This is a genomic window from Burkholderia sp. BCC1638 (assembly GCF_902833195.1).
GTDB lineage: Bacteria > Pseudomonadota > Gammaproteobacteria > Burkholderiales > Burkholderiaceae > Burkholderia > Burkholderia diffusa.
The window spans coordinates 1-17,502 of the sequence record NZ_CADFEC010000053.1; the positions used below are offsets into that span (position 1 = coordinate 1).

General features: G+C 65.8%; 15 protein-coding genes and 3 pseudogenes. 6 read left to right on the forward strand and 12 right to left on the reverse strand.

What is annotated here, in order from left to right:
- The first annotated feature begins 632 nt into the window (after nt 1-632).
- Entirely contained in the window at nt 633-1,070 is a 438-nt protein-coding gene (locus HWX22_RS30560) for an ATPase (protein ID WP_244135326.1), read from the forward strand.
- Nucleotides 1,071-1,259: 189 nt separating this feature from the next.
- On the opposite strand, the gene HWX22_RS30565 is transcribed toward HWX22_RS30560, so the two are convergent.
- The 7 genes from HWX22_RS30565 to HWX22_RS32125 all read right to left on the reverse strand — a co-directional run bounded on the left by HWX22_RS30565 (nt 1,260) and on the right by HWX22_RS32125 (nt 9,938).
- Entirely contained in the window at nt 1,260-1,949 is a 690-nt protein-coding gene (locus tag HWX22_RS30565; protein ID WP_175912174.1) for a DUF429 domain-containing protein, read from the reverse strand.
- A 9-nt stretch (nt 1,950-1,958) separates the two neighbouring features.
- Nucleotides 1,959-2,483, reverse strand: a complete 525-nt coding sequence (locus HWX22_RS30570; RefSeq protein ID WP_059699304.1) for an HD domain-containing protein — start codon at nt 2,481-2,483, stop codon at nt 1,959-1,961.
- A 121-nt stretch (nt 2,484-2,604) separates the two neighbouring features.
- Nucleotides 2,605-6,075, reverse strand: coding sequence for a YhaN family protein (locus tag HWX22_RS30575; protein ID WP_175912173.1), 3,471 nt, complete (start codon nt 6,073-6,075; stop codon nt 2,605-2,607).
- Nucleotides 6,076-6,078: 3 nt separating this feature from the next.
- A complete protein-coding gene (locus tag HWX22_RS30580; RefSeq protein WP_175912171.1) occupies nt 6,079-7,329 on the reverse strand; it encodes a DNA repair exonuclease in 1,251 nt (416 codons plus the stop codon).
- A 329-nt stretch (nt 7,330-7,658) separates the two neighbouring features.
- Complete coding sequence (locus HWX22_RS30585) at nt 7,659-8,420, reverse strand: hypothetical protein (protein ID WP_175912169.1); 762 nt, start codon at nt 8,418-8,420, stop codon at nt 7,659-7,661.
- A 301-nt stretch (nt 8,421-8,721) separates the two neighbouring features.
- Nucleotides 8,722-9,261, reverse strand: a complete 540-nt coding sequence (locus HWX22_RS30590; protein ID WP_059530850.1) for a hypothetical protein — start codon at nt 9,259-9,261, stop codon at nt 8,722-8,724.
- Between the two features lie 137 nt (nt 9,262-9,398).
- Nucleotides 9,399-9,938, reverse strand: coding sequence for a hypothetical protein (locus HWX22_RS32125; protein WP_244135327.1), 540 nt, complete (start codon nt 9,936-9,938; stop codon nt 9,399-9,401).
- Here HWX22_RS32125 and HWX22_RS32130 point away from each other — a divergent pair.
- Nucleotides 9,899-10,027, forward strand: a pseudogene (locus HWX22_RS32130) (site-specific integrase); the annotation flags it as partial. The gene HWX22_RS32125 and the pseudogene HWX22_RS32130 sit on opposite strands and share 40 nt — an antisense overlap.
- A gap of 105 nt (nt 10,028-10,132) precedes the next feature.
- Here the strand turns inward: HWX22_RS32130 and HWX22_RS30600 are convergent.
- The 3 genes and pseudogenes from HWX22_RS30600 to HWX22_RS32135 form a co-directional block, all read right to left on the reverse strand.
- Nucleotides 10,133-10,612 (reverse strand): RES family NAD+ phosphorylase, encoded by a 480-nt coding sequence (locus tag HWX22_RS30600; protein ID WP_175912167.1) that lies wholly within the window; start codon nt 10,610-10,612, stop codon nt 10,133-10,135.
- Nucleotides 10,609-11,064, reverse strand: a complete 456-nt coding sequence (locus tag HWX22_RS30605) for an antitoxin Xre/MbcA/ParS toxin-binding domain-containing protein (protein ID WP_006753033.1) — start codon at nt 11,062-11,064, stop codon at nt 10,609-10,611. Before HWX22_RS30605 ends, HWX22_RS30600 begins: the two co-directional genes overlap by 4 nt.
- 317 nt (nt 11,065-11,381) lie before the next feature.
- Nucleotides 11,382-11,462: pseudogene (locus HWX22_RS32135) on the reverse strand (phosphohydrolase); the annotation flags it as partial.
- A gap of 5 nt (nt 11,463-11,467) precedes the next feature.
- Between HWX22_RS32135 and HWX22_RS32140 the strand changes: the two are divergent.
- The 3 genes and pseudogenes from HWX22_RS32140 to HWX22_RS30615 all read left to right on the forward strand — a co-directional run.
- Nucleotides 11,468-11,648 (forward strand): annotated as a pseudogene (locus HWX22_RS32140) (helix-turn-helix domain-containing protein); the annotation flags it as partial.
- 441 nt (nt 11,649-12,089) lie between these two features.
- The gene (locus tag HWX22_RS30610) at nt 12,090-12,401 is read left to right on the forward strand and encodes a DUF4148 domain-containing protein (protein WP_059697418.1); all 312 of its coding nucleotides are present in this window, start codon (nt 12,090-12,092) and stop codon (nt 12,399-12,401) included.
- Nucleotides 12,402-12,712: 311 nt separating this feature from the next.
- Complete coding sequence (locus HWX22_RS30615) at nt 12,713-13,426, forward strand: dienelactone hydrolase family protein (protein WP_175916950.1); 714 nt, start codon at nt 12,713-12,715, stop codon at nt 13,424-13,426.
- 317 nt (nt 13,427-13,743) lie between these two features.
- On the opposite strand, the gene HWX22_RS30620 is transcribed toward HWX22_RS30615, so the two are convergent.
- Together HWX22_RS30620 and HWX22_RS30625 are read right to left on the reverse strand one after the other, a co-directional pair.
- Nucleotides 13,744-14,685: a LysR family transcriptional regulator gene (locus HWX22_RS30620; protein ID WP_175912163.1), complete on the reverse strand. Its 942-nt coding sequence runs from the start codon at nt 14,683-14,685 to the stop codon at nt 13,744-13,746.
- Between the two features lie 235 nt (nt 14,686-14,920).
- Entirely contained in the window at nt 14,921-16,210 is a 1,290-nt protein-coding gene (locus HWX22_RS30625; protein WP_175912162.1) for an adenylosuccinate synthase, read from the reverse strand.
- A 140-nt stretch (nt 16,211-16,350) separates the two neighbouring features.
- Between HWX22_RS30625 and gcvA the strand changes: the two genes are divergently transcribed.
- Entirely contained in the window at nt 16,351-17,253 is a 903-nt protein-coding gene (gcvA, locus tag HWX22_RS30630) for a transcriptional regulator GcvA (protein WP_175912161.1), read from the forward strand.
- Nucleotides 17,254-17,502 lie beyond the last annotated feature (249 nt).

Consider the following 17,502-nt stretch of genomic DNA (forward strand, 5'->3'; position numbering starts at 1 on the left):
CCTGACTTACTTTAGTGTGAGACTCTTGATACTTTCGCTTTCTGATCCGAAGATCAGCTCGCGGCCATCAAGCGCCCACACTTATCGGCTGTTAATTTTTAAAGAGCATTTCTGCGAGAAACCTGAAGTTTCCCAGCAGCGCTGCGTTTTCAGCAGCAGAGAAGCGAGATTATGAACCGTCTTTTTCAGCTCGTCAACAACTTTTTGAACTGCTTCGTTGCGACGGCTGAGGGTTCAACTTCGTGTGCGCCGGGGTTCTACCACCGCCCTCGTCCGCACCGCTTCCCTTCTTCCTCCGCGCTGCGTTTCCGTTAGCGCGAAAGAGGCGTGATTCTAAGCACCCGCCTCGACCTCCGCAACCCCTTTGTGAAAATATTTTGAAAAAGCCCCCGTGCGCTACCGCGCACGGGGGCTTCGGCCTGACGCCCTGCATACCGCATGCTGCGCAAGGAGCCCACGACGAATCCTGGGCGAGTCCTTCTTTCCTCCTATCCTATACAGCAGATTGAATACGCCCTCTGTTCAACCGCGCTCCGTATTTGCCTCGCGCCGGACACAACCCCACGGCACAAACAAGAGAGCGCACGTCGTCGAGTATCATGCCGCGATCGAACAACGCACTCATACCGACGATGGACAGCACCACTCAATCCGGCGACGCCGATCTCCGCGATGAATACGCCGCGCTGCGCGAGCGCGCCGTCATGCTCGAAGAACAGGTCCCGCCGCTCCTGCAACGTATCTCGAATGTCCTGCCCCGCATCAGCGGTGTCTCCGACCTGGCGGACGAGCATCGTGAACGACTCGTCGGCGCGCGCAACGCAGCGATGGTCTCGATCGAAAACTATCAACAGGCAATCCCGTTCCTGCAGACGGCCGACTCGATCATCGAGCAGCTCGACAAAACGCCCGAGCGCGACGAAGACATCGAATGGCGCGAATCGCTGCTGCAGCGACTCGACGAACTGATCGACGTCGCGGTCGTGATGATCGACGATGCGCAAGGCTATTTCGAGCAAGCGGCTGCCTGCGATCTCTCCAGCGTGCCGAAGTCCATTCTCGAAGACTGAGCATCCCGGCCGAGAGGCGCGCGCTGCGTCAACTGCATATATGTTGCATGTTGCGCACGCCAGCCGCCTCGCACATGCCGACCGGCTGTCGCTACTCGACACCTCGACATCGACATGTCCAATGCTTCTCCCGAAAGAGCTCACCTTCCCGTCGCGGGTTCACGCGTATCGGCAAGCCGCAGCCCGTGACTAGAGCGTATCGAGAACGATCGTCTCGCCGACGATCGGCACACGGATATACCCGCCTTCCGCATCGCCGTATGCGTGCGCGTTTCCGTCGATCACGTATTGCGCGGTCAATGCGCACAACGTCGCGTCCCGCGCGTCGACCGATCGCAGTGTCGACACGTCGATCCCGAGTTGGGTCAGCAATTGCCGGCGCTGGCTGCGTTTCTGCTTCGCCGACGCGATCGCCTTGCCAAGCAACGCGCAGGTAATCGCGTACGGATAAGTCTCGAAGCTCACGCGCCCGCCGGCATAGCGCGCGTCGGTCAGCAGCGGATAGGCGTCGGCCAGCGCGCGGTAGACGCGCTCTCCCATGAACATCCAGTCGAAGAAGCCCGACGTGCTGGCCACGGCCTGCTCGCGCGATGGCGTCGGAAAACACGAGATCCGTTCACGCGCGAGCGCCTGCTCGGCAGCCCGGCGTCCGCTGCCCGTCCACCAAAGGCTCGGTGCGTCGACGCCGACCGCCACCACGTCATGCTCGATACACAGTGAAGGCAGCGCTTCGGGCACGATCCGCTCCTCGCGGCAAACGATCGTCGCGCCGCGCAAGATCACGAGATCGCATCGCTTCTTGTCGCCGCCCACGTCGACGCCCGCCACCGCGGGCAACGACCGCGCGACTGATCGGGAGCGGGATCGGGCCGCCTGCATGGCTGTGCGTCAGTCCGCCGGCCGCGCGTCATACGCGGCGTCGAAGATCCCTTCGAGGCCCGGATGCACGCCGCGCATCCGGTCGACGACCGACTTCGCCCAGTCGAAGTACGCCTGCTTGCGCTCGAGGGGCCAGTCCGCGGGTGGATGTCGCGCGATGTCACGCAGGTTGCAGATCTTGTCGGCGAGCTTCACGAGCTTCGCGCGCCGGCTGATGGTCGCCGCATGCTCGATCTGCAGGCGCTTGCGCTCGTCCTTCGGCAACGACTTGTCGTCGGTGACTTCCATCACGATGTCCGCGACGTCCTTGCCGAACAGCCGCAGCAGCTCCTGCTCGGTGGTCTCCGTATCCTCGATCGTGTCGTGCAACACCGCCGCGACGATCACGCGCTCGTCCTCGATGCCGGCCTCGTTGGCCAGCACGGCGGCCAGCGCGATCGGATGGTTGATGTACGGCGATGCCTCATCGTCCTTGCGCCGCTGATTGCGATGCTTGTCCGCCGCGAACGCGATGGCAGCTACCAGCTTGTTCATGTTGATCCCTCGTGTGGCCGGACCCGCGACCGGCTGAACCGGTCGCGTGCGTTTCGGAACCGCACATACTACCTGTACGCGATGACCATTCCCACATATCGGAACATCGGGACGCGCGCCGTCATGCGCCGGCCGCCTCGCGCTCCAGCCCCACCACGTTCACCTGCGCGCCGAACACGTCGCGCACGAGCGGCAGCAGGTGATCGTGGTGCGTCAGAAACAGCACCTGCGTTCGCGTCGACAGATCGCGCAGTGCCTCGAGTCCCGCCTTCGCGCGCGCATCGTCGAAGTTGATGAACAGATCGTCGGCAACGAACGGCAGCGCGGTCCTGCTCGCGAGCTGCAATTCGAGCGCCGCGATCCGCAGCGCGAGGAACAACTGATCGCGCGTCCCTTCGCTCAGGCCGGCGACCTCGACCGACGTGCCCTTCGTGCGTCGCGCGTACAGCGCAGGCGGCGTCCGTTCGGTGTCGACGGTCAGCCGCGCGAATTCGCCCAGCGTCAGCCCCGCGAAAATCTCGCCCGCGCGGCGCAGCATCGGCCCCTGCTTCTGGTCGCGATAGCGATCGGTCGCCCACTTCAGCAGACGGCTCGCGGTCGCTGCTTCCAGATACTGTTCAGCCGCGTCGCCCATCGCGGCCAGCGCTTCCTGCCGCTTCGCCTCGGCCACGGCCGCGTTCGCCTGGCCGTCGATCGCGCCGAATGCCTGCTGGGCGACGACCTGCTGTTGCGCGAGCGCGTTCAGGCGCTTGCCGACGTCGTCGAGCGACTGCTTCACCGCCTCGAGATGCGCGGGCACGTCGGCGATGTCCTGTTCCGCGACCTCGGCCTCGACGGCCGACTGGGACAACCCGTCGCCATCGCGCACCAGTGCCTCCTTCGCGGCATCGACGGCCTGTCGAAGCTGGCGCTGGCGATCCGATCGTTCGGCCAGCGGCAGCGCCGCGTCGATCGACGCGACGCCGGCCAGTTGCAGCAACGGCTGAATGCGTGCGTCCGCACCCGCCACCGCGGCGGCGGCATCGGCGACCTTGCCCTCGGCCTGCCGCACCGCGTCGTCGGCACGATCGATTGCACGCGCGGTTTCCCGTGCGGCCGCCACGCGCATCGTCAACCGGCGCGCGACGTCCAGCCAGTTGCCGCTCGCCAGCCATTCGGGTTCGAGCGCTTCGGCCAGCCGCCGGGCGCCGGCCTCGAGCGCAGCCAGCTCGGCACGAATCGCGGCGATCCGGTTGCGCGGCGCATCGGCGGCGGCCAGCTCTTCCGTCACCGCATTCGCGAGCCCGAGCGCCCCTTCCGCCGCAGCCAGCGTCACCGCGTTCGCGGACAGCTTCGCGTCGGCGAGCGCGTCGCGCCATTGTGCTTGCCACGCATCGTAGGCGGCCTGGGCCTGGCCCGCGCGCGAACGGGCCGTCGCGCATCCGCGTTCGGCTTCGCGCGCGCGGTCCTCGAGGCTGTCCTTCTGCGCAAGCGTCTTCTCCGCCGACTGCACGAACGTCTCGGCGATCGCGATGAGTGCCGCCAACCCGTCGGCGTCGCCGCCGCGCGAGACCAGGCGCAGCGCCGAACGCAACGCGGCTTCCGCGCCGGCACGTGCATCGCGGATCGTCGCGAATTCGCGGCGCTGGCGGTCAAGTTCGAACTGCGCGGCAAACACCGTGTCGCGCTTCGCGAGCCAGTCGCCCATCGCCGCCAGCGGCATGCCGGGCACGCCGGCCGTCGTCGCCAGTTCGGACCACGCATCGCGATGCACGGCGAGCTCGCGTTCGCGCTCGTCCATGGCCGCCTGCCGGCGCATCAACACGGCACGCGCGGATTCGACCTGTTGACGCAGCGATTGCAGCGTCGCCGCCGCTTGCGTGGCGCCGAGCTGCGCGTCGACGAGTTCGTCGGCGAGCCGGATCGCATCGTCGACGACCGGCGCGCCCGTTGCCAGATCGACCACACCGTTGCGGATGTCGCCCCACGCGCCGTCGCGACGCGCGCGCGCCGCCAGCACTTCGGCAGTCGTGACGACCTTGTGGGTCTCCGCGAAATGTCTCTCCTGCAGTTCGAGCCGTTCGTATTCTTCCTGCGCGCCGTCCCGTGCATCACGCGCGGCGGCCGCCGCGCTCGCGCGCTCGCTTGCTTCGTTGAGCAGCGCACCGAGCCGCGCCGCCGACGGCACGTCGAGCACACGCAGCGCGTCGACCGGCCTGCGCCACTGGCCGAGCGCATCGAGCGCGTCGGCGAGCGTGCGCTCGGCGGCGGCAATGTCGCGCTCGAGCGCCAGTTCGCGCTGGCCGCTGCCGCGAAAGCCCTGCGCATCGGCGAGCGCGGCACGAAGCACTTCCGGCACATCGACGGTAGACAGACGCGCGAGTTGTTCCTGCGCCTGCGCGAGTTCCTGCATGCGTTCGTCGAGCGATTCCCGCGCACCGGCCAGCGCCTGATGCAGCGCGCCGTGGTCGCGCAAGAGATTCGCGACAGTCTTCAGCGACAGCGCGGTCGGCAGTGCCGCACGCAGCGACGCCTCGTCGGTCGGCCAGCCGAGCTGCGCGGCCGCGGAGCCCGCGGCGGTCAGATGCCGCTCCACGTCCGCGCCGAGCAACAGCAGATCCTGAGCGTGATTCATGCATGCGCCGCGCAACCGGTCGAGCGCTTCGATGTCGCCTTCGAGCGCCAGCGCATCGGCGTCCGGATCGATCGCATCGCGCGCCTGGCGTTTCGCGAACAGGTCCGTGCGACGCTCCTCGAGCACCTTCTGTTCCGCCGCGAGATCGCCTTGCGCTTTCAGCAAGTCGGTATACGCGGTCGGCGGCAGCTCGACGACGGTGCCCAGTTCGGCAAGCGCCGCTTCCTTGATCGTCAGTTCCTTCAGGTATGGCGCCAGCCGCCGCACACGCTCGAGCTTCGAACGCAGCGCTTCGAGGCGGCGCTGCTCCACGCGCGCGTGCTCGATCTCCTGCTCGACCGCGTCGCGCGCCTCCTTGCGATCGACCCAGTCACGCGTGCGCACCTGGACCGCCTTCAGTTCGCCGACCGCTTCGTTGAACGACATCTCGGCCTGCGCGAACGCGCTGCCGCTGCGTCGCGGCGCCCACAGCTCACCCGCACGCGCGTCGAGCTCCTCGCGCACGGGCCCGAGCGTGCCGACACCCGCCGCCGATTCGAACAGCACCTGGCCGAGCTTGTCGGACGCATCGAGAATGCTCCGGCCGCCGTCGACGAGCCGCCCATGATCAAGCCCGAACATCTGCTCGAAAAACTCGCGCGTCGCGCCGTCGAGGATGGCCGCGAGATAGTCGTCCGGCAGCTTGTCGTCGGCGGGCGTGCGCAACGGGCTGCGCCCGCGGGCACGATGAAATGCGAGCGCGCCGGTGCCCCCCTCCAGCACGCCGCCGATCCGCAGATCGGGCGTCGCATGCAGGAAGTCGAGCGGCGTCTGCAGTTTCATCCCGAACAGCAGTTCCGACACGGCCGTCCGGATCGTCGACTTGCCGGCCTCGTTCGGCCCCACGATCACGTGAAAATCCTGTCCCGCCGACGGAAAGCGCAGCGTCTCGTCGGTGAACTTGCCGTACTTGATTAGATCGAGCTGGCTGATGCGCATCGCTTATTCCCCCCTCGCCAGCCGCGCGAGCAACGCGGGACCGACCTGCTCGACCAGCGCCGTGAGTTCGCCCGCGCGCGCCATCGTCAGCAGCGGCACCTCTTCCTTCACGTCGCTGCGCACCTTGCCGACGAACGGCTTCAGGTCGCGTTCGAGCAGCGCGAGAAAATCCGGATCGTGCGCGGCGTCGGCCAGGATCTGCTTCAGATCCTCCAGCGCCTCGAGTTGCTCGCTCTCGCCCTGCGGCTGCTCGGGCGCGGATGTCGCGAGACGGACCTTCTCCAGCCACAGCCGTTCGTTGCCGATGATGCCGATCTGGTTCAGCACCTCCGCGCGCAATTGCGGCGCACGGCCGAAGAAAAGACCGTGCGCGGGCGTGCGCCCCGTGACCGTCACGCGCACCGCGCGCGGCACGTGACCGTCGACGGTCAACAGCGCCTCCAGCGACTGGCCGATCTTTCTCGACAGGTCGGCGACCGTGAAGCAATCGGATGCGTCGACCGACAGCGCTTCCCAGCGCAGCACGTCGAGGTACAGGCGCTCGACCTGCGTGCGCCCCTGCTCGACCGTCACGAGCACCGCGCCGCGGCGGCCCGTCTCGCGGATATGGCGACCCTGCAGGTTGCCGGGAAACACGACGGTCGACGGCCCCGACCATTGCTGGAACTCGTGCACGTGGCCGAGCGCCCAGTAGTCGTAGCCCTTCGCGCGCAGTTCCGCCAGCGTGCACGGCGCATAGTTCGCATGCGCCGCATAGCCTTCGAGCGCGGTGTGCAGTACGCCGACGTTGTAATGACCCGGCACGGGATCCGGATAGCCGATCGCGAGATTGTCGACGACGGCCTTGTCCTTGAAGCTCTGCCCGTGCAGCGCGACGTCGAATTCCGGCAGCCGATGGGTTTCCGGCTTGCGATGGCCGAACACGGTGACGTTGTCGGGCAAGGTCAGCTTCTTCGTCATCTCGCTTTCGGCATCGTGATTGCCGCCGAGCACGAATGCGCGAATGCCGGCCTTGCGCAGGCGACCCATTTGCTGGCCGAAGAAAATGCCGGTGTTGTGGTCCTTCCAGTCGCCGTCGTACAGGTCGCCGGCGATCACGAGGAACGCGACCGCCTCTTCGATCGCACGATCCACGAGCTGCCGCAGCGCCTCGCGCGACGCGTTGCGCAACTGCGCGGCCGGCGCGTCGGGATACGCGCTCAGGCCGTGCAACGGGCTGTCAAGATGAATGTCTGCCGCGTGGATGAACTTCACGAAGATTCCTCTGTTTCAGGACGAAGGGGCGATGTCGACAAGCATTGTGCGCCGTCGAGCGACGCAACGCGGGCGAGGTACGAACCGGACCGTCGCCGTTGCATCGTCGCGATGCAACGCTCGTCCGGGCGATGATGCCACCTGTCACCAGCGGGTCGGGATGGTACCTGAAAGCGGGCGTCGGGAAGGTGCACGCCCCCACGCCCTCAATCCGCGCGTGATCGCGCAGCCTCGACGAACCTGCACCCCGAAACACGGCGGTCGCGATGCCTCGGATGATCTTCCGAAGTCGACGGCCGACGGCACCCTCGACATTCGTCCCGTGCGTGTCACTCGCGGCGCGGCGCGGGTGGCGGCGCAAAGCCGTCGTCGTTGCCCGGGAACGGATTCGCATTGCGACGCAACGCTTCCTCATCGCTTTCCTTCTGTGCGAACAGCGCGACGCCGATCACGCCGACGTTCGCCGTATCGCCGTACTTCGAATTCGCGACGTAGCTGTCGGGCACCGACGCGAAGCGGAATGCGGCGACTTCATCGCGGCTCTTGCGGAAGCCCTCGATCGTCAGCGTACGGCCCGGATACAGCACGTAGCCACCATTCGCATAGCTGCCCGGCCGCCCCGACAGCACGTCGAGCCCGTCGACCGTCGACACGACCTCGAACGCGCGGCGCCCCTGGTTGCGCAGCACGATCATGTAGCGTGCGCCTTCGACACCCGCCATGTGCCAGCGGCCGTCGCTGCGCGCGAGACGCAGCGGCGCGCCTTTCTCGTCCGTAAACGACAACGCGATGTCGCCGTTCGCGAGCACGACGCGCGTCGGCAACCGGCGAATCCGCGACGCGGGCGGATGCCCGGGCAGTGCATCGTTGTAGTAGACCGACGCGAGATCCGTCGGCGTCGTCGGATCCGCGCGTTTGAAATCGACCTTGCGGGTTTCGGAATGCACCGACTCGCCCCACGCGGTGCCGAGCCCGCGACGTTCGCCGGCATCCTGGCTGGCCGGTGCGCTCGCGGAAGTCGGGGGCGGCGACGCGCACGCCGCGAGCCACAATACGCAAGCGAGCGCGAGAAGACGAAACAGGATGGTCATGATCGTGATGCCTCGGAATGTTATCGGACCACGCCGGGCAGGCCGGGGCGACACTTTGGAGTCGTCTGTCGTCACGATGCCGATCGGACATGCTTGCCTGAATCGACCTGCGCCGCCCGAGGGCGGCCCGGCGATCGGGAGCCTCGCTATTTAAGCACGGCGGGCAGGCAATGGGCAGAGGGTGCGCGGACCGCCCGTTTCGATCCACGGCACACCAACGCGACCACGATGCGCGGCGCGCCCAATGAAAAAAGCCCGGCCCGCATCGAAGCGGGCCGGGCCTTGGCGAGAAGCGTATCGCTTACAGCGCGCCGCCTTGTGCCGACGCCGAACCCTTCACGCCGACCGAAGCGCCGCCCTGCACCGCGTTCGTCGCGCCCTCGAGCGCTTCGCCGGCCTTCGCCTTCGCGCCGCCGGCGACGTCACCCGCCGTCGATACCGCGCCTTGCACGTGGCTCTTCGCGGAGTTCGCGACATGCTTCACGTGCGACTTCGTCGCGTGCACGGCCGATGCCGCGGCATCCTTCGCCGAGCCGGCTGCCGAGCCAACTGCCTGCGTTGCACCACCGACCGCGTTGCCCGCTGCCGAGCCGACGCCGCCAACCGTCTTGCCCACGCCGTTCAGCGCACCGCCGACGAGATTGCCTGCGCCCGAACCCGAGCCCGCGGCATTCGCGCCTGCACCTGCCTGCACGCCCACACCACCGCCGAGCAGCGGCGTCTGGACTTGTGCGCCGACGCCGGCGGAACCTTCCGCGCCCGTCTGCGCCGTTTGTGCGAAAGCAGCCGATGCGATTGCCGTCAGCGCGGCACCAAGCAGAATCGTGCGAATCTTGTTCATGGTCATTCTCCCCAAAGACGTTGTTGCTGCGGGCCGCCTTCGTGCGGCTGGTCGCATGCCTCGCCGCGACGTGCGGCAGGTGGAGCTAATGTAGCCGCGCCAACGTCCAAAACCATTGAATTGCGGGGACTGTTACTTCAGTTGCAAATGCTGACGATTGACTCACACTGTTTGACAAACATCGCGCTCGGCGCGTGATTGGCGTCGCTCGATGGCATGCATCGGCGCATCGGGCACGAAGTATCGGTTAGCACGGAACGCGACCATTCCTGTAGGCATCCAAAATAACGTGTGTCGGCCAGCCGTCGGTGCAGCCAGATAATCGGCTTCTCGCGATCAGCTCGATGTCGTCGGACATGCACGCCGGGATCGCTGTCGATTTTGTCGAATGCCATCATCCAGCAGACGTCGAACGGCTCCGCCTCGCGGCTGGTCAGCGCGCGACCGCAATCGACATCACAGAGTAAATCGAAAAATCCCGGCCACTTGCCACGATGCGTGGTCGTTCTGTTCGTCGATCGTTGCTTCCATGCGCCGCCTTCATGTTCCATGTCGGTGACGCGCAGCGCCGTGCCCGCTTCGAACCGCAGACCGGCACGATCATCGACGACTTCGAGCTGCGCGGCCGCTTGCCTAGCTGCACGCGAGCGGCTTTCACGCAGCCGACCTGAGTCCACACGTGCTGCGCAACACATATGCGCGCCGCCCGTTGCTCGACGGACATCCGCATGCCGATGTCAGCGCGATGCTTGGTCTCGCCAGCTTGTGAACGGTTACGCGAATCCGGCTGACGCGGGCACCCGATGCGGGCGCCGACCGTACACGCGAGAATGCTGATCGGCGTTGTGCACGCAACGACGTGCGGTCAGTCCTATTCGCCCTTGTTCGACTGGATCAGCCGCAGAATACGGGTGTCATACGGCGACTGAATGACTTCCGCGATGCGGATGTCGGATGCGGCAGGATGCAGCGGATTCAACAGGAAGTTATGCGCGTGCGGCACGACGACGCTCGGGACGCGCAGCAAGGCGCTCGGTTGCGTATGCAACCACTCGGTCCCGGCACTGCGGGTCCAGTCGACGTTCTCTCGCCAGTCGGCCGGCGCATCGCCATCCGCGATCTCGGCGACGTCCACCGATTCAGGCACCTCGATGCGAAGCAACTGGTATCCGCTCGGCAATTGCGCGACGGTAGCGATTTCGAAGTGAACGAGCGTCTCGAGCAGCGCGAGCGCCGGATGCTCGGCGAGGTAGACGACAGGCTGCCCGGCAAAATGCCAGCGCCCGCCGGCCCGCAATCCGCCGACGCCTTTCAGGTCCGCGTAATTGCTGATCCGCCACAGCGTCGTCAAGCGAAGTACCCCTCGTCGATCTGCGTGAGGGCTTCTTCGACGAGTCGCGCGCCATGCTCGGTACTCGACATGTCGAGCGACGTGCGTCCGCCGAAGCGCTGGAGCCCGTTGCGCAGCCACGCCATCGCCTTGTCCTGGTCGCCGAACGTGGCCGTCGCCTGTGCGACGATGCGCGCCAACCGGATCGCCTTGTCGGATTCCTCCGGTGACAGGCGCTCGTGCGCCTGGCGGCGATGGCTCAGCGTGCGCCGCGGGATGATGAAAGCGAGTTCATCGGACTTCAGGCCGCGCTCCGACAGCCGGTCGATCACCGCGACGTCGACGCGCGCGCTCGCCAGCTCGGCGAGATCGGCGCCCGAGCGCACGCGAATCGCGAGCAGCTGCTCGAGGATCGTGAACTCGGCCTGGCGCGGGTGCGCAACGCCCGACGGATGAAACGCGATCGTACTCATGGCTCTTCTCCGGCAATTTGCCCAATCATTATAGGCGTTTTGCCGAAGACGGGCGAATTCGGTCGGTGGCCGCCCCCGACGGCCGGCGGTTCCTAGTGGCGGCGAAGCGGCTTTCCTGCTCGCGGCCCTGCCCCATCACGCGTGGTTGAAGATTCGCCGTGGAGCGGAAATCGCGAAATCACATATATCAAACCGCGCGCTGACGTCATGAAGTTGTCACGTAACAATTTTTCTGATGAATAACTATTGGCAAAGCGGCACCCGCCCGTCTCGGGCATCAAGTGTGGCATGCGTCCCTCCCCACCACCGACCGATCGGCCGGCCCACGCCGACGATCGGATCACGTTGCAGAAATTGCCTGCCTGGAAACGCGGATCCTTGTCGACCAGCACATCGGCCGCGTTGGGTCGAAGCGTCCCGTGTCTCAGCAACCCGCCAGTTGCTCGAAAACGGCCATGAAACGCCGAAGCAGGTCACCGCGAAATTCGGCTTCGCGAATGTCTATACGCTCAGTCAGTCGTTCCAGGCATGTCGGGATCAAACCTGCCGAATACCGGAAACGACAGGCGGTCGTCCAAGGGTAATGCGAGACGCGCAGCGAAACGGCACGAACATTCCCGTCGGCGTATGAAGGCAAAGTCCTGTCTCAATTGCAAAGCGATTGGGCAAGCGAATTTCCGTGCCCGCCATCGATACTTCGGTATCCGATTCAATTTGACCATCTACCGAACGGGATCGGCCTGCGGTCGCCCTCCCGGAGCGCGCCCGCCCATCGGTTCTGCGCCAACATGCCTTGCGAATTCATCCGGTCCTCCGACGATGCTGCGCCAACTGCAACCCGCGACCGCCATCATGCACCCCAACAATCATCAGACAAAACCCCATTTCTCCCTTGAATCGTTTACCCAGTTGCAATAATTATTCGCTGGAACGCGTATTTCCGACCGGTATCGCGATCGCTACGATGCAATCAACCGCTCAACGTAACCAGCGAAGCGCGAAATCTACGAAAACCGGAGGTCACCATGAAGTCGTTCATCTACGCAGTCGCCGCTGCTGCTGCCCTGTCCGCATCCCTTGGCGCATTCGCTCAGTCGAACCCATCGGACCAACTGACGCGCGCTCAGGTCCGCGCAGAACTCGTCCAGCTCGAACAGGCCGGGTACAAGCCGGAAGTGTCCGACGTCCACTATCCGAATGCGCTGCAGACCGCGCAGGCACGCGTGACCAACAGCGACTCGACGGGTTACGGCGCACAGGCTGCGGCCGGCGTGCGTACTGGCCGCGCGATCGCGGTCAAGCAGAACGCTCACGACTCGGTCTATTTCGGTCAGTAAGACCGCCGCACGCTGCGCATACCGCGATACGCCCGCTGCCGACGAAGCACCCCGCTCCCGTTCACCGGGGCGGGGTGTTTCGCTTTCGGTGCACGCGACATGCGCGCTGCACGCAGCCCAACCGACGCGTGGGCGCGGATCGGCCGCCGCAACGCGCCGTTCACGCAGACCGCCGGTGTTTGCGCATAGAATGGCCGCGTGGTCGGCGCCGGCCGAAGCGAACGCGAGCGAAGCCTCGACTCACCGGGCATACCCACTCGCTGGCCGATCCGATGCCGCACTCATCGCATTTTTCGAAAAGGAGCGGTTTCATGTCTCAAACATCCGGTTCCATGATCACGTTTCGGCGTCCGGACGGCCAGGAACTGCAGGGCTACCTCGCCACGCCGGAAAAGACCGAAGGTACACCCGCGGTCGTCGTCATTCAGGAGTGGTGGGGCCTGAATGACCAGATTCGCGGCGTCGCCGATCGCCTCGCGCGCTGCGGCTACATTGCGCTCGTGCCCGACCTGTATCGCGGCAAGTCGACCGTCGAGGAGGAAGAAGCGCATCACCTGATGACGGGCCTCGATTTCGGCGATGCGGCATCGCAGGACATTCCCGGCGCGGTGCAATACCTGAAGACGCGCGCGTCGCGCGTGGCGATCACCGGCTTCTGCATGGGCGGCGCTCTCACGCTGCTGTCGCTGCAGTTCGCCGATGCGGACGCCGGCGTTACCTGGTATGGCTTCCCCCCGCTCGACTACCTCGATCCGTCGAAGATCAAAGTGCCGCTGATGGGCCACTGGGGCACGCAGGATGCGTTCTTCGCGATCGACCAGGTCGATGCGCTGGAGAAGAAGCTGACCGACGCAAAGGTCAACGTCGAATTCCACCGCTATCTCGCGCATCACGGGTTCGCGAACGAAACGGCTGTCGGCCCGGGCCGCATCGGCGGCACGCAGTTCGATCCGGTGTGGTCGCAGATCGCGTGGGATCGCACACTCACGTTCTTCGGGCGCACGCTCTGGGACAAGCAGCAGTAATATCGCAGCGGATCTCCACCGCTGCTGAGCTGCGATGCACATGAAGCGAACGCCACGGCCTTGCAGCCGTGGCGTCGTCGTTTTATGGAGCGAATGCGTTATGCGACCGTCTCGCGCGTCACGGGTTCGACACCGAAGCGCACGACGGAATGTGAGTGCCACGGCCGGCTCCGCAATACACCACCGTTTCGAAAGCTCGGCCGCGCCCTCGTCATCAAGTTCGGTATGCAAAATATCCTGTGCGGCCGAACGTCGATTCACGGACCGCGTTTGCGAGTGCCGGGTCATTCGACCCGTCACTCGTTGTCCACCTTCGCTCAGGACTCGCAGGAACCGCGCAGCGCCGCCTCGTCGGCAGACAGCATTTCGGGCACGCATTCGCGCAGGAAATCGACGAACGTGCGGATCTTTGCATCGAGGTACTGGCGCGACGCATACAGCGTATAGACCGTCAGCTTCTGCAGCCGGTACTCGGGCAACACGCGAACCAGCGCACCGCTCGCCAGTGCAGGCACCGCGGTCGACATCGGCAATGAGCCGATCCCGAGGCCGGCGCGCAATGCGGCGCCGAGCGCATCGGCGATATTGACCTGGAAATCCGGCAGCGGCAGTTCGAACGTCTCGCGACCATCAGGGCCGTCGAGATGCCACCGGTCGCGCGGAAAGATCGGCGTGACGATCTGCAGGCACGCATGCGATTCGAGATCGCGCACGGTGCGCGGCGTGCCCCGTTCCTTCAGGTATGCCGGCGACGCACACAGCACGCTGTGCACATCGCCGAGCCGCTGCGACACCAGCCCCGAGTCGGGCAGCTCCGTCGCGCTCAATTGGAGCGACACGTCGTAGCCTTCGTCGATGATGTCGGGCACGTGCTGCGACAGCGTGAGCTCGACGGCCACCGACGGATAACGCTTCCGGTATCGCACCACCGCCGGCACCAGGTAGGCCTGACCGAAACTGGTCGTCGCATGCACATGCAAGCGGCCCGACGGCTTCGCCTGCGCGTCGGCCGCCTCGGCTTCCGCTTCGTCGATATAGCCGAGGATGCGCTGGCAGCGGTCGAGATAGCGCTGTCCGGCATCCGTCAATGCGATGCGGCGCGTGCTCCGGTTGAGCAGACGGGTGCGCAGGTGCGTTTCGAGTTGCGCGACCGAGCGCGATGCGTAGGCGGTGGTGATGTCCAGGCGCTGGGCCGCGCTCGTGAAGCTGCCCTCCTCCGCCACCCGGACGAAAATGCGCATCATCTGTAACGTGTCCATCGACATGTCCCCGGGATTGAAATCGCCTTGCAGCGGCGCCCGCCCCGGCACGTTCCGGTCTGGCGCGAATTGTGCGGAACAGTACCGCAGCGGTGCAGACGTGTCCAGTTTGCCGTGCGCCGCATCGGCGGGCGATCGCTCATGCGGCGCCGCATGTCGAAGGACGACCGGCACCGGATCGTTGCAGGCCGCATCGCGGCCTGCCGGGGCACACATCGCGCGTGTAGCGTCGCGCTCAGATCGGGTCGAAGGGATTGCGCAGCACGATCGTGTCGTCGCGCTCGGCGCCGGTCGTGATCATCGACACGGACACGCCCGCGATCGTCTCGACGCGCGCGATGAAATCCAGTGCGGCACGCGGCAACGCCGCGCGCTCACGTACTCCCTTCACGGTGCCGTCCCACCCGGGGAAAGTTTCGTAGACGGGCGTTGCGCGCGCCTGCGCATCGAGGCTCGCGGGCAGATGGTCGACACGTGCGCCGTCAAGTTCGTAGCCGACGCACAGCTGGATCGACTTGACGCCGTCGAGCACGTCGAGCTTGGTGAGCGCGAGTGAATCGATGCCCGAAATCCGCACCGCCTGCCGCAACTGCGCGGCGTCGAGCCATCCGCAGCGGCGCGACCGGCCCGTGTTGACGCCGAACTCCTGGCCACGCGCGCGCAGCGCTTCGCCGGTGGCGTCGGTCAGTTCGGTGAGGAACGGTCCGCCGCCGACGCGTGTCGCGTACGCCTTGGTCACACCCAGCACATGGCCGAGTTTGGACGCGCCGAGGCCCGTGCCGGCCGCCGCGGCCGATGCAACGGTGCCCGACGACGTCACGAACGGATACGTGCCCCAGTCGATGTCGAGCATCACGGCCTGCGAGCCCTCGAACAAGATGCGCTCGCCGCGGTCGTTCGCGTCATTGAGGTCGGCCCACACGGGACGCACGAACGGCAGGATCTTCGGCGCGATGTCGACCAGCGTTGCCAGCATCGCGTCGCGCGAGCACGGCTCGAGCCCCAGGCCGCGGAACCATGCATTGTGGTGATCGACCAGCACGTCGAGCTTATCGGCAAGCTGGCACGGCTCCGCCAGATCGGCGACCCGCAGCCCGCGGCGCCCGACCTTGTCCTCGTAAGCTGGCCCGATCCCGCGCAGCGTGGTGCCGATGGGTTCGCGACGCAGACGCTCCTGCGCCTGGTCGATAGCACGGTGAATCGGCAGGACCAGCGTGGCGTTCTCCGCGATCGACAGATTGTCCGGCGTCACCGACAGCCCGAGCTGGGCCATCCGTCCGATCTCGGCCAGGAGTGCTTCCGGATCGAGCGCCACGCCGTTGCCGATCACGCCGCGCTTGCCGCGCACGATGCCGCTCGGCAGCAGCGCGAGCTTGTACGTCTTGCCGCCGACGACCAGCGTATGCCCCGCGTTGTGGCCGCCGTTGTAGCGTGCGACGAGATCGGCCTGCGCCGCCAGCCAATCCACGACGCGTCCCTTGCCTTCGTCACCCCATTGGGCGCCCACCACCACCACGTTCGGCATGCTCCATACTCCATGTGAGAAATCCAGACATCCATTCCGGCCGCATCGGCCGTTTGTGTGCCATATTGGCGGAGCAGGATCATCCGATCAAACGATTAAATCTGAGCAGTCGTGTGAGTAAATTTCACGCGAAACGATGCATGGCCCGACGACTCCCTCCATTGAATTCGCTGCGCGCGTTCGAAGCCGCGGCCCGCCTCGGCAGTTTCACGCTCGCCGCCAACGAGCTGTGCGTGACGCATGGCGCGATCAGCCGGCATGTTCAACAACTTGAGGCATGGCTTGGCCGACCACTGTTCGAGCGCCACAACCGGCGCGTCGAACTGACCGACGCCGGTCGCATGTACCTTGCTGAGGTCGGTGCGTCGTTCGACCGGATCGCGCTCGCCACCGCGCAGCATTTCGGCCAGGGGCAGCAGCGCGTGCTGCGCGTCAGCGCGCCCGCGACGTTTTCGCTTCGCTGGCTCGTGCCGAAGCTGTCGTCGTTCCAGGTTGCGCATCCGGCCATCGAGGTGCGGCTGTCGACGTTGAACGAGCCCATCGAGAAGTTGCGCGACAAGGTCGACCTGATCGTCCGCGGTGGCCCGCAGGCGATCGACGGATATGTTGCCGAAGAGTTTCTATCCGAAATCCGGCTGCCCGTATGCGCGCCGAAGCTGCTCGAGGGTCGGCCGTTGCGTACGCCGGCCGATCTCGCCGGCTTCACGCTGCTGCATGCGGCGACGTACCCCGGTATGTGGCCCGAGTGGCTCGCGGCGGCCGGGCATGCGAATCTGGTGCCGCGGCATTCGCTCACGCTCGAGCATTTCTATCTGACGCTGCAAGGCGCGCTCGACGGCCTCGGCGTCGCAATGGGGCCGATCGCCCTCGTTGCGGACGACATCGCCGAAGGCCGGCTGGTGCAGCCGTTCATCGAACCGGCACTACCGCCGTGGCGCTATTTCACTTACGTGGCGGCTGCACGCGCGGAAGACGAAGCCGTGCGGGCATTCAAGGACTGGCTGAAAGCAACGGGGAACGCAACGGCGGACGCGCGGCGCTGATCAAGCCGGTATGTCGGCGACAGTCGTTACGCAATGCGCACCGGCTCGATTGGTGCGGGGTTCATGTGCCTTTGCGCGGAGTGGTATTGCTCGAGAATGTTCGCTTCTCGCCTCGTGATTCATCGGCGGTTTCAAGGGCGAAGTGCAACACCTCGCGGGTTACTGAACAGGAGCGCGATCCGTGGGGTTAGCCAGAATCTGAGCAAGGATTTCCAGAGGCGTGTGCCAGTTCAGCGTGGCCCGCGGACG